Here is a 14,322-nt window from a genome sequence, read left to right on the forward strand (position 1 = left end):
CGCCGCTCTACTCGGCCGCCTCCGCCGCCTCGAGCCACTCCATCTCGACGGTCTCCTGCTCGACCAGCACGGCCTTCAGCTCGGCGTCGAGCTCCAGGAGCCGCTTCGGGTCGGTGGCCGCCTCGGCCAGCTGCTCGTGGAGCTGCTTCTCCTTCTTCGTCAACGCGGTCATCCGCCGCTCGAGGCGTTGGGCCTCCTTGCGGGCGGCGCGCTGGTCAGCCGCACTGGACGCAGGCCTCGCCGGGGCGGGCTCGCTCGACGCCGACAGCCCGCTCGCCTGGGCGCCGGCCCGGGCCCGGCGGGCGAGGTACTCGTCGATGCCTCCGGGCAGGTGGGTGATCTTGCCGTCGCCGAACAGGGCGACGACCGTGTCGCACGCGCGCTCCACCAGGTACCGGTCGTGGCTGACGACGACGAGTGTGCCCGGCCAGCCGTCGAGCAGGTCCTCGAGCCGGGACAGGGTGTCGACGTCCAGGTCGTTGGTGGGCTCGTCGAGCAGCAGGACGTTCGGCTCGGCCATGAGCAGCCGCGTGAGCTGCAGGCGGCGCTTCTCGCCGCCGGAGAGCTGGCCGACCGGCGTCCACTGCCGCGACGCGGGGAACCCGAGCCGCTCCAGCACCGACGACGCCGTGAGCTCCAGCTTGCCGAGCTTGACGTACTTGGCCACCTGCTCGGTGGCCTCCAGCACGCGCATGTCCTTGGGCAGGTCCACGAGCTCCTGCGAGAGCTCCGCGAGCTGCACGGTGGTGCCCTTCACCAGCCGGCCGCCCTGCAGCGGGCGGTCACCGGTGAGCGTGCGCAGCAGTGTGGTCTTGCCCGATCCGTTGACGCCGACGATGCCGACGCGGTCGCCCGGGCCGAGCCGCCACGTGACCTTGTCGAGCAGCACGCGGTCGCCGATGGTGGCGGTGGCGTCCTCCAGCTCCAGCACGGTCTTGCCGAGCCGGTTGGTGGCGAAGCCGAGCAGCTCCACGGTGTTGCGGGGCGGCGGGACATCGGCGATGAGCGCCTCGGCGGCCTCGATCCGGAACCGCGGCTTGGACGTGCGCGCGGGGGCGCCGCGGCGCAGCCAGGCCAACTCCTTGCGGGCCAGATTCTGCCGCTTGGCCTCGGCGGCGTCGGACTGCCGCGAACGCTCGGCGCGGGCGTAGATCCAGTCGGCGTAACCACCGAGGTAGCTCTCGACCTTGCCGTTCGCCACCTCCCAGGTGCGCGTGCAGACGGCATCGAGGAACCAGCGGTCGTGCGTGACCACCACGACCGCGCAGCGACGCTCCAGCAGGTGGCGGGCCAGCCAGCCGATGCCCTCGACATCGAGGTGGTTGGTGGGCTCGTCGAGGACGACGAGGTCGGGGTCGCCGACGAGTGTGGCGGCCAGCGCGACCCGCCGCTTCTCGCCGCCGGACAGGCCCTCGACGGAGCGCTCCAGGTCCTCGATGCCCAGGCCGTCGAGGACGTCGCGGACCTTGGCGTCGGCGGCCCACTCGTGGTCGCCCGCGCCGTCCCACGCGGCCAGCACGACGTCGCGGACGCGGGCGCCCTCGGGCAGTGCGTCGCCCTGCACGAGGTGGGCGAGGTGGAGGTCGCCGACCCGGCTGACGCGGCCGCCGTCGGGTGCGCGGACGCCGGTGATGATGTCGAGCAGCGTGGTCTTGCCGCCACCGTTGAGGCCGACGACGCCGACGCGCTCGCCGCGCTCGATGCCCAGCGACACGTGGTCGAGCAGGATCCTCGACCCGTCGCCGGGGACGTGGGCGAGCACCGACTCCAGGTTCACCAGGTTCTGGCCCGCCATCAGGCACGCACCGGGGGCCACGAGGTGGGCGGGGTGGGCGGGGTCCCCGGTGGTTCGTGCTGGTCGACCACACGCGCACCCGGCACCGGGCCGTGCGCGACGCGGACCGTGCGGCACACCCCGACCCCGGCGAGCTCGGTGGCGACGTCCAGCGCGGAGTCGGCGTCGGCGCACAGGAACGCGCAGGTGGGGCCCGAGCCGGAGACGAGCCCGGCGAGCGCGCCCGCGTCGACCCCGGCGCGCAGGGTGCGGCGCAGGTCGGGGGCCATGCTGACGGCGGCGACCTGCAGGTCGTTGCCCAGGGACAGCGCGAGCTGGCGGGGGTCGCCACCCGCGATGGCCTCCAGCACCGGCTCGACGGGACGCTCCCGAGGTTCGGCGCCCGCGCGGAGCCGGTCGAGCTCCCGGAACACCGACGGGGTTGACAGCCCGCCGCGGTGCAGCGCGATCACCCAGTGCTGAGGGTGCCGGGTGAGCACGGGCACGATCTGCTCGCCGCGGCCGGTGCCCAGCGCCGTGCCGCCGTGCAGCGCGAACGTGACGTCGCTGCCCAGCTCGGCGGCCAGCACCGACAGCTCGTCACGGGACAGGTCGAGCTTCCACAGCGCCGAGAGCCCGACGAGGGCGGCGGCCGCGTCGGCGCTGCCACCGGCCATGCCACCCGCCACCGGGATGCCCTTGCGCAGCACGAGGCGGACGTCGGGCTCCCGCTCGGCCAGCTCGGCCAGCAGCTGGACCGCACGCCACGCGAGGTTGGTCTCGTCGGCGGGCACCTCGGAGACGCCCTCGCCGTAGACCTCGATACCGGGGGCATCGCTCGCGGAGACCGACACCTCGTCGAACAGGCTCACGGCGTGGAACACTGTGACGAGGTCGTGGAAGCCGTCGTCACGCAGCGGGCCCACGGCGAGATGCAGGTTGATCTTCGCTGGGACCCGCACGGTGACGGGGGGTGGAACGGCGGCGAGCACCCGTCAACCCTACGTGCACCGATCCAGGCGGGTGGTGCCGCAGCTACCCCGCCGAGCTCGACACCGACTCCGAAGCGGTGGCACCGGGCCGGGCCAGGTGGCGCGGGAGGGCGAACGCCAGCGCGGCCACGAGCCCCACCAGCGCCACCCCGGCCGGCAGGAGCAGCGACTGAGCCATCGCCGTGGCGAAGCCGGCGTGCAGCGCCTCGGGCAGCTTGGTGATGGTCTCGGAAGCGCCACCGCCCGGCGCCGCGGGCAGCTCGGCCGCCAGCCGGGACGCGATCAGCACCGCGATCGCGGCGCTGCCCAGCACCGCACCGACCTGGCGGGTGGTGTTGTAGACCCCGGAGCCCGCGCCCGCGTCGGCGCGCGGCAGGTTCCGCGTAGCGGTGCTGGAGACCGGCGACCACACGAACCCGTTGGCCACGCCCAGCAGCGCGATCGGCAGCAGCAGCTCCCAGATCGGGGTGGTCGGCCCCATCACGGCCGCGAGCCACATCAGCGCCACCGACCAGGAGGCGAGCCCGATCCCGGCGAGCACGCGCGGGTGCATGCGGTCGGTCCAGCGCCCCACGAACGGCGCCAGGCCGCCCGAGACGACGGCCATGGGCACCAGCAGCAGGGCCGAGCCGGTGGGGCTCAGCCCGAGGACGCCCTGCGCGTAGAACAGGATCGGGAACACCATCGCGGTGACGGTGAAGCCGATCGTGGTGATCACGATGTTGGCCAGGCTGAAGTTCCGGTCCCGGAACAGCGCGAGCCGGACGAGCGGTTCGCCGGGGTTGCGCGCCTGCCAGACCACGAACAGCGCCATCACGACCAGGCCGGCGACGATGAGCGACCACACGGAGACCGGCCCGGCGATCGTGCCCCAGTCGTAGGTCTGCCCCTCCTGGATGCCGAAGACCAGCAGGAACATGCCGACCGCGCTCAGCGCGACGCCGAGCAGGTCGAAACGGCGCACATGGGTGGGCAGCTCCGGCACCAGCCGCACGGCGAGGACGAACCCGACGACGCCGACCGGCACGTTGATGAAGAAGATCCACTCCCAGCCGAGGCCGTCGACCAGCACACCGCCCAGGATCGGGCCGACCAGCGTGGCCACCCCGGCGACGGCGCCCCACAGGCTCATCGCCCGGCCGCGGCTCTCCGCGGGGAACGTGCGGGTGATGACGGCCATCGTCTGCGGCGTCATCAGTGCGGCGCCGAGGCCCTGGACGACCCGGGCCGCCACGAGCTCGCCGATGGTGCCGGTCAGCCCGCACCACAGCGAGGCGAGTGTGAAGATCGCCAGCCCGGCCAGGTAGACGCGGCGCGGGCCGAAGCGGTCGCCGAGCCGGCCGGTAACCAGCAGTGGCACCGCGTACGCCAGCAGGTAGGCGCTGGTGACCCAGACGACCGCATCGACGCCGACCCCCAGCGAGGTCATGATCGCGGGCGTGGCGACCGAGACGATCGTGGAGTCCACGAGGATCATGAAGAACCCGAGGACCAGGGCCCAGAGCGCCGGCCACGGGTTGGCCGGACCGGTTTCCTGCGCTCCCGCCGCGGGCGGGCGTCGATCGGGCATCTTCAGCTCCCCGGGTACGTGCACGAAAACCGTGCTCGTCGAAACCCTACGGCTGACCCCCGACGGCCGCGCGCGGTCGAACGGCGGCCAGGCGCGCGAAGGCCGCCACGTCCAGGCGCTCGGCGCGTTCCAGGGGCTCGATGCCCGCCGCCCGCAGCGCCGTCTCGGCCGCGGCCGGGGAGCCCGCCCATCCCGAGAGCGCGGCGCGCAGGGCCTTGCGCCGCTGGGCGAACGCCGCGTCGATCACCGCGAACACGTCCTTCCGGGCGGCGCCGGAGGGAGGGTCGCGGCGGTCGAACGCGAGCAGCCCGGAGTCGACGTTCGGCACCGGCCAGAACACCGCCCGCGGCACCCGCCCGGCACGACGAGCCGAGGCGAACCACGCGAGCTTCGCGCTGGGCACGCCGTACGTCCGGCCGCCCGGCTCGGCCGCGAGCCGCTCGGCCACCTCGGACTGCACCATCACCAGCCCGCGCCGGATCTCCGGCAGCTCGGCGAGCAGGTGCAGCACCACCGGCACGCCGACGTTGTAGGGCAGGTTCGCGACGATGGCCGTGGGCACCGGCCCGGCGAGGTCGGCAGCACGGACGCGCAGCGCGTCGGCGGTGGTCACGGTGAGCCGGTCGGCGAGCCCGGGGGCGCGGTCGGCCGCCGTCATCGGCAGCCGTGCGGCCAGGACGGGATCGATCTCCACGGCGTGCACGGCCGCCACCGCGGGCAGCAGCGCCAGGGTGAGCGACCCGAGGCCCGGGCCGACCTCCAGCACGACGTCGTCGGGCCGCAGCTCGGCCGCCTTCACGATGCGCCGCACCGTGTTGGGGTCGTGCACGAAGTTCTGCCCGAGCTTCTTCGTGGGCCGCAGCCCCAGCTCCGCGGCCAGCGCGCGTACCTCCGCGGGCCCCAGCAGTCGCGAGTCCGTCACCCGGGGAGCGTGCACCCCGGGTCGACAGCACGGATCACTGGGTCGACCTCACTGGGGCAGGCCCAGCTTCCGCGAGCACGCCGGCCAGGCGCCGTAGCCACCGCCGCGGCCGTCGCGCACCTTCTCCGCGACCGCGATCTGCTGCTCGCGGGTGGCCTGGTTCGGCAGCGGCGCGTAGTCGGTGCCGCCGTTCGCCCGCCAGGTGCCGGCGTCGAACTGCAGGCCGCCGTAGTAACCGTTGCCGGAGTCGATCGCCCAGTTGCCGGTGGCCTCGCACTGCGCGATGCGGTCCCACACGCTGCCGTCGTCGACGGCGGGGGCGGTGGCGATGGTGTCGTTGGTGCCGACCTTCACGATGCGCGGGGTCGGCGGGGTGCTGTCACCCGCGCGAACCTGCTCGCGGCGCACCTCCTTGCCGTTCTGCACGTACACCCGCATGATCGCGGTGGTCTCGCCCGGCGTGCCCGGGTCGACCACCTTCTCCTTGCCCCGCGCCATGGTCGGGTCGTCGATCGTCTGCTCCGGGGGCGGGACCTCGCGGGTCTCGACGACCTCGCCGACGCCGTTGCGCACGACCTGCACGTCCATCCCGTCGGTGAGCGGGGTGTCGCCGCTGGGCACCGAGACGTCGTCGGGGCCGAGCGTGATGCCCTTCTCCTGCAGCAGGCCCGCCACGGTGCCCGCGTCGGTGGTGACCGGGGCCTTCGCCCCGGTGCCGTCGGTGAGCCAGACGTTGCGGGGCACCTTCAGCGTGAGCGCCATGCCGGTCAGCGGGATCGGCGCCGCGGGGGCCGCCGATATCTGGATCGGCTGGACCTGCATGCCGAGGCTGGTGAGCGCCTCCTGGACCGACGACGCGGTGGTCCAGAGCTGCCGGACCGACGGGCCTTCCTCCAGCGTCAGCATGCGGGCGCGGCTGAAGATGATGTGGTCGCCGCTGTCGAGCTCGGTGGGCAGCGCGGGCTCGACGCGGTCCTGCGGGGCGGTGACGATGCCCGCCGACCTCAGGGCGTCGCCGACGTCGGAGGCGAACGTGTGGATCGTGCGGTCCTGGCCGTCGACGGTGACCGTCACGGTCTTGTCCATCGCCAGCGCCGTGGCACCGCCACCGACCAGCGCGAGGATCACCGCGAGCACGGCGCCGCGCACGATCGTGCGGGCCGGAGCGGCCTTCGGCGGGGCCTGTGCGGCCCGGCGGCGGTCGGCGCGGCGGCGCCCGGGAACCGGGGCGGCCCCGGGCTGCGGCTCGGCGTCGGGAACCGCGACGGGAGCGGGCGGGGTCGCCGTGAGCGAGCCCGTGACGGCGGGTAACGCGTCGGTGCGCAGGTCGTCGACGCGCGGGAGGCGCCCCGTCAGTGCGTCGTGGTCGGCGGGCTCGGCGCCGCACGGCTGCGGGGCCGGGCGGAACGCCGCGGGGAACGCCCCCGTGCCCCGCTCCGGGGCGTCGGTGAAGGCGGTGGGGAACGCGCCGGTCCGGTGCTCGGGGAGCGGCGTGTAGCCGGTGGAGAACGATCCGGTGCCCTGCCCGGGAGCCGGGGTGAACAGGTCGGCGGTCATATCCACGGTGACGCGGGGCATCGGGCCGGTCAGGTCGGCCGGGCCGAGGACCGGGAGCTCGCCGGTGACCGGGTCGGCCGAGGCGTCGTCGGTGCCCTCGCCGGGATGGGCGCTGACGGGGCTGGGGCCGGGCCGCCGGGTGGGCACGATCGTCTCGAGCGCCGGCCGGGCCGACGGCCCCGGGAAGGCACCCGGGTCGGTGCCCCCGTACCAGTCGACGAACGGGTCGTCCGGGAGGTCGTCGACGGGCGCGCCGGCGAAGAGATCCACGCGGGCGTGGGCGGCGTGGCGCCGCGCACGCGCAGAGACGTCGACCACAGCAATCCTGACCTCGACGGACCGGGCAGGGGAGGAAAATACGGTCACGGTGGCCCGGAGGCAGTGGTTCAGGGGAGCGCCCCGGACCACCGTGACCGCACTGCTGGGGAGCGTTCCCCACCCCGGCTTGAGCGATCACGGAACCGTAACGGGCTGTGAACAGAGTGTTCGACTCGCAACGCCGCGTGAGCGCCGAGCGGCCCTTCCGCTACGCCGAACGTGCACCCGATGCGCCGAATGTGTCGGACGGGAGGACGGGCGGCAGCTCACCGAGCGAGAAGACCCGTTCGGCGTTGCGCTCGGCGTCCGCGGCGAGCCGCTGGTCGGACACGCCGCGAAGCGCCGCGAGACCCCGGACCGTCCACGGCAGGCAGTACGGCTCGTTCGCGCGGCCGCGGTGCGGGTGCGGGGTGAGGAACGGCGCGTCGGTCTCGACGAGGATCCGGTCGCCGGGCACGAGGACCGCCGCCTCCTGCAGCGCGCGGGCGTTCTTGAACGTCACGGGGCCCGCGAACGAGAGGACGTAGCCGGCGTCGACGCACTCCCGGGCCATCGCGGCGTCGCCGGAGAAGCAGTGGAACACCACGGTCTCCGGGGCGCCCTCCTCGCGGAGGATGCGCAGCACGTCGTCGTGGGCGTCGCGGTCGTGGATCATCAGCGGCTTGCCGAGACGCTTGGCGAGGTCGATGTGCCAGCGGAACGCGGCCTGCTGGGCGCCCGGCGGCGAGTACTCCCAGTGGTAGTCCAGGCCCGTCTCCCCCACCGCGACCACGCGGGGATCGGCGGCGAGCCGCTCGATCTCCGAGAACTCCTCGTCGGTGACGGCCGCGGTGCGCGTCGGGTGCAGGGCGACGGCGGCGGCCACCCGGCTGTCCCAGTGGGCCGCCTGCACCGCCCAGCGCGCCGCGGGGAGGTCGTCGGCGATGGTGACGGCCCGCGTGACGTTGACGGCCGCGGCACGGTCCATGGCGGCCGTGACGTCAGCGGCGGTCTCGCACCCGCAGGCGTCGAGGTGCGTGTGCGAGTCGACGGTCGGGACCGGCAGCGGCTCGGGCGGATCCGGCCGCTCCCGCCTCCCGTGCCCGCCGCTCACGTCTTCTGGATGGGCGCCCAGTCCGGCCCGGTCTCGCCCAGCTCGGGATCGAGCTTCGTGAAGATCGGGCTGGGCTTGCCCAGCGGGCGCCCCGCCTCGATCGGCGTGCTCTTCCACTCCGCCTGCTCGGATGCGTAGTCGCCGGTGATCACCGGGTAGGAGGGACCGTCGCCGAGGTCGTCGACCTCGCGGATCTCCGGCTGCGCCGCCCAGACGCCCGTGCCGCCCAGCGCCTCGTGCACCTGCTGCGCGGAGTGCGGCAGGAACGGCGTGAGCAGCGTGTTGGCGTCCTGCACCACCTGCAGCGCGGTGTGCAGGATCGTGTCGCGGCGGTCCGGGTCGTCCTTGCGCTTCCAGGGCTCCTGGTCGCTCAGGTACCGGTTGGCCGCGGTGACGACGCGCATGGCCTCACCCGCCGCCTGCTTGAAGCGGTTGCGGGCCAGCAGCCCGCCCACCGTGTCGAAGCCGGCCTTCGAGACCGCCAGCAGCTCGTGGTCGGCGTCGGTGGGCACCAGCAGCTTCGGGATCGCGCCGACGTTCTTGTGCGCCATCGAGATCGAGCGGTTGACGAGGTTGCCCCACTCGTTGGCCAGCTCGAAGTTGGTGCGGCGCACGAACTCGTCCCAGGTGAAGTCGGTGTCCTGGTTCTCCGGGCCGGCCACCGAGATGAAGTAACGCAGCGAGTCCGGGCCGAACTCCTTCAGGAAGTCGCCCACGTAGATGACGGTGCCGCGGCTGGTGGAGAACTTGGAGCCGCTCATCGTCAGGTACTCGCTGGAGACGACCTCACTGGGCAGGTTCAGCGTGCCGAACGAGCCCGGCGAGCCGCCCCTGTCGCCCGCGCCGTTCTGGCCCAGCAGCAGTGCCGGCCAGATGACGGAGTGGAAGACGATGTTGTCCTTGCCCATGAAGTAGTAGCCCTGGGCCTCGGGGTCGCACCACCACTGCTTCCACGCGTCGGGGTCCGGCCCGCGGCGCGCCCACTCCACCGAGGCGGACAGATAGCCGATCACGGCGTCGAACCAGACGTAGAGGCGCTTCATCGGCTGGTCGCTCCAGCCGTCGAGCGGGATGGGCACGCCCCAGTCGAGGTCGCGGGTGATGGCTCGCGGTTTGAGGTCGGCCGCCAGGTTGGCGGAGAACTTCAGGACGTTCGGGCGCCAGTCGGTGCGGGCGGAGAGCCAGGAGCCGAGCGACTCCGCGAACGCGGGCAGGTCCAGGAAGAAGTGCTCGGTCTCGATGAACTCGGGCGTCTCACCGTTGATCTTCGAGCGCGGGTTCAGCAGGTCGGCGGGGTCGAGCTGGTTGCCGCAGTTGTCGCACTGGTCGCCGCGGGCGCTCTCGTAGCCGCAGATCGGGCAGGTGCCCTCGACGTAGCGGTCGGGCAGCGTCCGGCCGGTGGACGGGCTGATCGCGCCCATCGCCGACTTGGAGTACACGTACCCGTTCTTGTGCAGCGCGAGGAACAGCTGCTGCACCACCTCGTAGTGGTTGCTCGTGGTGGTGCGGGTGAACAGGTCGTACGAGAGCCCGAGGCCCTGCAGGTCGCGGGTGATCACACCGTTGTACTTGTCGGCGAGCTGGCGCGGGGTGAGCCCCTCGGCGTCGGCCTGCACCTGGATCGGCGTGCCGTGCTCGTCGGTGCCGCTGACCATCAGCACCTGGTCACCGATCATGCGGCGGTACCGGGAGAAGACGTCGGAGGGCACACCGAAACCGGACACATGGCCGATGTGCCGCGGGCCGTTGGCATAGGGCCATGCCACGGCGGTCAGCACGCGGGAACTCATGGTGACCAGCGTAGGCCCCGGCCACCAACCGGTTTATCCCAGCGCCCGGTCCAGGTTGATCGCGGCACTGATGAGCGAGATGGGTGAAGGCCTGCGGGAAGTTGCCCGGCGGATGGCCCGTCAGCCCGATCTACTCCGCGTAGAGGCCGAGGTGGTCGGCGTGGGGTGATCGGGAGGCTCATCTCTCGGGCTGTCACTTCTCGGGAAGGCGCCATCCGCGCTCCCCCGGCAGGTCCAGCGCCTCCTGCGGTCCCCACGACCCCTTCTCGTACGGCAGCGCAGGCGGCGGGTCGGCGAGCACCGGGTCGCACAGCTCCCAGAGCCGCTCCACCTCCGCGGTGCTGATGAACAGGAGATGGTCGCCCGTCATGGCGTCGAGCAGCAGCTTCTCGTAGGCCTCCAGCGGCTCGACGTCCTCGAAGGCCTGCTCGAACCGCAGATCCAGCCGCGCGTGCGCGATGTTCATACCCGGTCCGGGACGCTTGGCGCGCACCTCCAGGGAGATCTCAGGCTCGTCTGTCAGCTCCAGGACCAGCTCGTTCGGGCTGCCGTCGGCCTCGTCGGGGAACATGCGCAACGGCGGCTCCTCGAACCCGAGCGTGATCGTGCGGCGGCCCTCGCCCATCGCCTTGCCGGTGCGCAGCAGGAACGGCACGCCGTGCCAGCGCCAGTTGTCGATGTAGGCCTCGATCGCCACGAACGTCTCGACGGTGGAGTCGTCGGCTACCCCGTCCTCGTCGCGGTAGCCCTCGTACTGCCCGAACACCACCTGCTCCGGATCGAACGGGCGGACGGCCCGGAAGACCTTGACCTTCTCCTCGTGCAGCGAGTCTGCGTCCAGGTGGACGGGCGGCTCCAGCGCCACGAAGCCGAGCAGCTGGAACAGGTGGGTGGAGATCATGTCCCGGAATGTGCCGGTGGCCTCCATGAACGACGCCCGGCCCTCGATGCCGATCTTCTCCGGCACATCGATCTGGACGTAGGCGATGTGGCCGGAGTTCCAGACCGGCTCCAGCAGCCCGTTGGCGAAGCGCAGCGCGAGGATGTTCTGCGCCGCCTCCTTGCCCAGGAAGTGGTCGATCCGGAACACGTCGGACTCGTCGAACACGTCCAGCACGGTCGCGTTGAGGTCCTTCGCCGAGGCGAGGTCGCGGCCGAACGGCTTCTCCAGCACCAGGTGCGCGCGCTCGTGCAGGCCGGTGGACTTCAGCATCGCGACCATCGGCTGCATCGCCGACGGCGGCACCGACAGGTAGAGCAGCCTGCGGACGTCGTCTCCTCCCAGCTCCCTCTCGGCCTCCGTGACGGCCGCGGCCAGGTCCTCGCCGTCCTCGGCGGAGGAGACGACGAACCGGATCCGCTCCGCGAACTCCGCCCACTCCGCGCCCCCGTCCTCGGGCGCCACCTTCTCGCGGAACTCCTCGTCCGTCCCGGGCGAGTGCCGTCCCGTCCCGATGATCCGGACGTCGGGCAGCAGCCCCGAGCGGTGCAGGTGGAACAGCCCGGGGAACAGCTTGCGATGCGCGAGATCACCGGACGCACCGAACAGGACGAGCACGTGGGGTGAGGTCATGTGATCGCGTACCCACTCCGCCCGCCGGAGCAACCGCCGATCACGTCGCACGGCCGGTTACCGTGGGGCGGTGAATGTCGAGGTGACCCCTTTGCCCGGAATCGGCGTGCGGAAGGACTTCGCGCTCCGAGGTGGCCGCCGCGTCGGCGTCGTGACGCACCGGGACGGGAAGATCGAGCTGATCATCTCCAAGACCGACGACCCGGACGCGTGCCTGGCCGAGCTCCCGCTGTCGCCCGACGAGGCCGCGGCGCTCGCCAACCTGCTCGGCGCACCCCAGCTCGTCGCACAGCTCACCGAGGAGCACCGCGACCTGCCCGGCATCAACACCCGCCAGATCCCCGTCGGCCCGCCGTTCGACGGCCGCACCCTGGGCGACACCGCCCTGCGCACCCGCACCGGCGTCTCCGTCGTCGCCGTGATGCGCGCAGGTCAGGTGCACCCCAGCCCCACGCCCGACTTCACCCTGACCGCCGGGGACGTCATGGTCACCGTTGGCACGTCGGAAGGACTCGACAACGCTGTCAAGATCCTCAAGCGGGGCTGAGCCGCGGTGACCGACACCGCGCTGGAGCTGATCGAGCTCGGAGCCGTCTTCTTCGGGCTCGGCCTGCTCGGCCGTCTCGCCGGGCGCATCGGCCTGTCCCCCATCCCGCTCTACCTGCTCGGCGGACTCGTCTTCGGCACGGGCGGCCTCGTCCCGCTGGGCGGCATCGACGAGTTCACCTCGCTTGCGGGCGAGATCGGCGTGGTCCTGCTGCTCCTGCTGCTGGGCCTGGAGTACTCGGCGGCGGAGCTCGTCACCGGGCTGAAGCGCTCGTGGCTGGCGGGCCTGCTCGACATGGTGCTCAACGCCGCCCCCGGCGCCGCCGTCGCCCTCATCCTCGGATGGGGTCCGATCGGGGCGTTCGTGATGGCCGGCGTCACCTACATCTCGTCGTCGGGGATCATCGCGAAGGTCCTCGGCGACCTCGGCCGCCTCGGCAACCGCGAGACGCCCGTGGTGCTGTCGATCCTCGTGTTCGAGGACCTCGTCATGGCCCTCTACCTGCCGATCCTCACCGCGGTGCTGGTCGGGGTCTCGCTCGTCGGGGGCCTGACGGCCGTCGGGATCGCGGTCGGGGTACTCGCCGTCGTCCTCGTGGTGGCGCTGCGCTACGGCCGGTACGTCTCGGCGATCGTCGACTCGCCCGACCGCGAGGTCTTCCTGCTCAAGGTCCTCGGCGCCGCGCTGCTGGTGGCCGGGTTCGCGTCGGCGATGCAGGTGTCGGCGGCGGTCGGGGCGTTCCTGCTCGGCATCGCGATCAGCGGCTCCACCGCGGAGAACGCCACGAAGATGCTCGAGCCCCTGCGCGACCTGTTCGCCGCGATCTTCTTCGTGGTGTTCGGCCTCAACACCGACCCCGCGTCGATCCCGCCGGTGCTGGGCTGGGCGGTCGTGCTGGCCGTGTCCACGACGCTGACGAAGCTCGCCACCGGATGGTGGGCCGCACGCCGGCAGGGCATCGGGGCGCTCGGACGGGCGCGGGCCGGGGCCGCGCTCGTGGCCCGCGGGGAGTTCTCGATCGTCATCGCGGGGCTGGCGGTGAGCTATGCGGCGGTCGCGGACGAGCTGGCCGCGCTCGCCACCGCGTACGTGCTGCTCATGGCGGTGGTCGGCCCGGTGGCGGCGCGGGTGGTGGAGCCATTGGCCCGGGCCGTCCGCAGCCGTCGCACCGACGGGGTCCCGGCCCCGTCAGCGGGGCGGTAGTCCGTCCCGCGATCATGATCGCGGCGAGGTGAGGGGTCTTCGCTGTTCGATCACCGAGAACACCCACCTCGCACCGGTCATGAGGGCCGGTCGCCCAGGGACGCCGCGTACAGGTCCCGTTTCGGGACGCCCGCCGCGGTCGCCACCGCGCTGACGGCGTCCTTGAGGCGTTCGCCGTCGGCCACGCGCTCGTGCACCGCCCCCACCAGCGACTCGACGGTGGGGGCCTCGCTCGGGGCCGCACCCGCGAGTACGACGGTGATCTCGCCGCGCACCTGGCCCGCGGCCGCCCACGCGGCGAGCTCGTGCAGCGGACCGCGGACGACCTCCTCGTAGGTCTTCGTCAGCTCCCGGCACACGGCGGCGAGCCGATCGGCGCCCAGGACGTCGACGGCCGCGGCGAGCGTCTCGGCCAGCCGGTGCGGCGACTCGAAGAACACGGTGGCGCGCGGCTCCGCCACCAGCGTCTCCAGCCACCGCCGACGTTCCCCCGACCGCCGCGGCGCGAAGCCCTCGAAGCAGAACCGCTCGCACGGCAGGCCCGAGAGCACCAGCGCCGTGGTGACCGCGGACGGGCCGGGCAGGCACGTCACCGGCAGCCCCTCGGCCGCTGCGGCGGCCACGATCCGGTAGCCGGGGTCGGACACGGCGGGCATCCCCGCGTCGCTGACGACGAGCACGGTGCGGCCGGCGCGCACGTCGTCGAGCAGGCCGGGCAGGCGCGCGGCCTCGACGGCGTCGTAGTGGCTGATGACCTTGCCGGTGATCTGCACCCCGAGCGCCGACGCGAGGGTGCGGACCCGGCGGGTGTCCTCCGCGGCCACGACGTCGGCGGTCGCGAGCGCGTCCATCAGCCGCCCGGACGCGTCACGGGCCTGCCCCAGCGGGGTGGCCGCCAGCACCAGGCGGCCGGTAGCTGATTCGTCGCTCACACCGCGCAGCCTACGATCGGGCGCGTGGCAACCCGCACCGTCGAGTCCCCA

11 protein-coding genes are annotated in these 14,322 nt (G+C 72.9%); 2 read left to right on the forward strand and 9 right to left on the reverse strand.

The window, feature by feature from the left end; genetic code table 11:
• Window positions 1-7: 7 nt before the first annotated feature.
• The 8 genes from JWR81_RS11885 to zwf all read right to left on the reverse strand — a co-directional run bounded on the left by JWR81_RS11885 (window position 8) and on the right by zwf (window position 11,589).
• Window positions 8-1,795 carry an ABC-F family ATP-binding cassette domain-containing protein gene (locus JWR81_RS11885; protein WP_297650543.1) on the reverse strand — a complete coding sequence of 596 codons (1,788 nt, stop codon included), beginning with the start codon at window positions 1,793-1,795 and terminating at the stop codon, window positions 8-10.
• On the reverse strand, window positions 1,795-2,766 hold the full coding sequence (locus JWR81_RS11890; protein WP_297650545.1) for a 4-(cytidine 5'-diphospho)-2-C-methyl-D-erythritol kinase: 972 nt from the start codon (window positions 2,764-2,766) through the stop codon (window positions 1,795-1,797). The genes JWR81_RS11885 and JWR81_RS11890 overlap by 1 nt, the downstream gene beginning before the upstream one ends.
• Before the next feature lie 43 nt (window positions 2,767-2,809).
• Window positions 2,810-4,336, reverse strand: a complete 1,527-nt coding sequence (locus tag JWR81_RS11895; RefSeq protein WP_297650547.1) for a DHA2 family efflux MFS transporter permease subunit — start codon at window positions 4,334-4,336, stop codon at window positions 2,810-2,812.
• Between the two features lie 46 nt (window positions 4,337-4,382).
• The gene (gene rsmA / locus JWR81_RS11900) at window positions 4,383-5,258 is read right to left on the reverse strand and encodes a 16S rRNA (adenine(1518)-N(6)/adenine(1519)-N(6))-dimethyltransferase RsmA (protein WP_297650549.1); all 876 of its coding nucleotides are present in this window, start codon (window positions 5,256-5,258) and stop codon (window positions 4,383-4,385) included.
• Between the two features lie 48 nt (window positions 5,259-5,306).
• Window positions 5,307-7,133, reverse strand: coding sequence for a transglycosylase family protein (locus JWR81_RS11905; protein WP_297650551.1), 1,827 nt, complete (start codon window positions 7,131-7,133; stop codon window positions 5,307-5,309).
• A gap of 208 nt (window positions 7,134-7,341) precedes the next feature.
• Entirely contained in the window at window positions 7,342-8,226 is an 885-nt protein-coding gene (locus JWR81_RS11910) for a TatD family hydrolase (protein ID WP_297650553.1), read from the reverse strand.
• Window positions 8,223-10,016 (reverse strand): methionine--tRNA ligase, encoded by a 1,794-nt coding sequence (gene metG, locus JWR81_RS11915; protein ID WP_297650554.1) that lies wholly within the window; start codon window positions 10,014-10,016, stop codon window positions 8,223-8,225. Before metG ends, JWR81_RS11910 begins: the two co-directional genes overlap by 4 nt.
• A gap of 193 nt (window positions 10,017-10,209) precedes the next feature.
• A complete protein-coding gene (gene zwf / locus JWR81_RS11920; RefSeq protein WP_297650556.1) occupies window positions 10,210-11,589 on the reverse strand; it encodes a glucose-6-phosphate dehydrogenase in 1,380 nt (459 codons plus the stop codon).
• A gap of 70 nt (window positions 11,590-11,659) precedes the next feature.
• Here zwf and JWR81_RS11925 point away from each other — a divergent pair, with 70 nt between their 5' ends.
• Entirely contained in the window at window positions 11,660-12,136 is a 477-nt protein-coding gene (locus JWR81_RS11925) for a cation:proton antiporter regulatory subunit (RefSeq protein WP_297650558.1), read from the forward strand.
• A 6-nt stretch (window positions 12,137-12,142) separates the two neighbouring features.
• The gene (locus tag JWR81_RS11930; RefSeq protein WP_297650560.1) at window positions 12,143-13,339 is read left to right on the forward strand and encodes a cation:proton antiporter; all 1,197 of its coding nucleotides are present in this window, start codon (window positions 12,143-12,145) and stop codon (window positions 13,337-13,339) included.
• 77 nt (window positions 13,340-13,416) lie between these two features.
• On the opposite strand, the gene rsmI is transcribed toward JWR81_RS11930, so the two are convergent.
• Entirely contained in the window at window positions 13,417-14,271 is an 855-nt protein-coding gene (gene rsmI, locus JWR81_RS11935) for a 16S rRNA (cytidine(1402)-2'-O)-methyltransferase (protein ID WP_297650562.1), read from the reverse strand.
• Between the last annotated feature and the right edge of the window lie 51 nt (window positions 14,272-14,322).

Origin of the sequence: Pseudonocardia sp. (assembly GCF_025965585.1) — a bacterium.
Lineage (GTDB): Bacteria > Actinomycetota > Actinomycetes > Mycobacteriales > Pseudonocardiaceae > Pseudonocardia.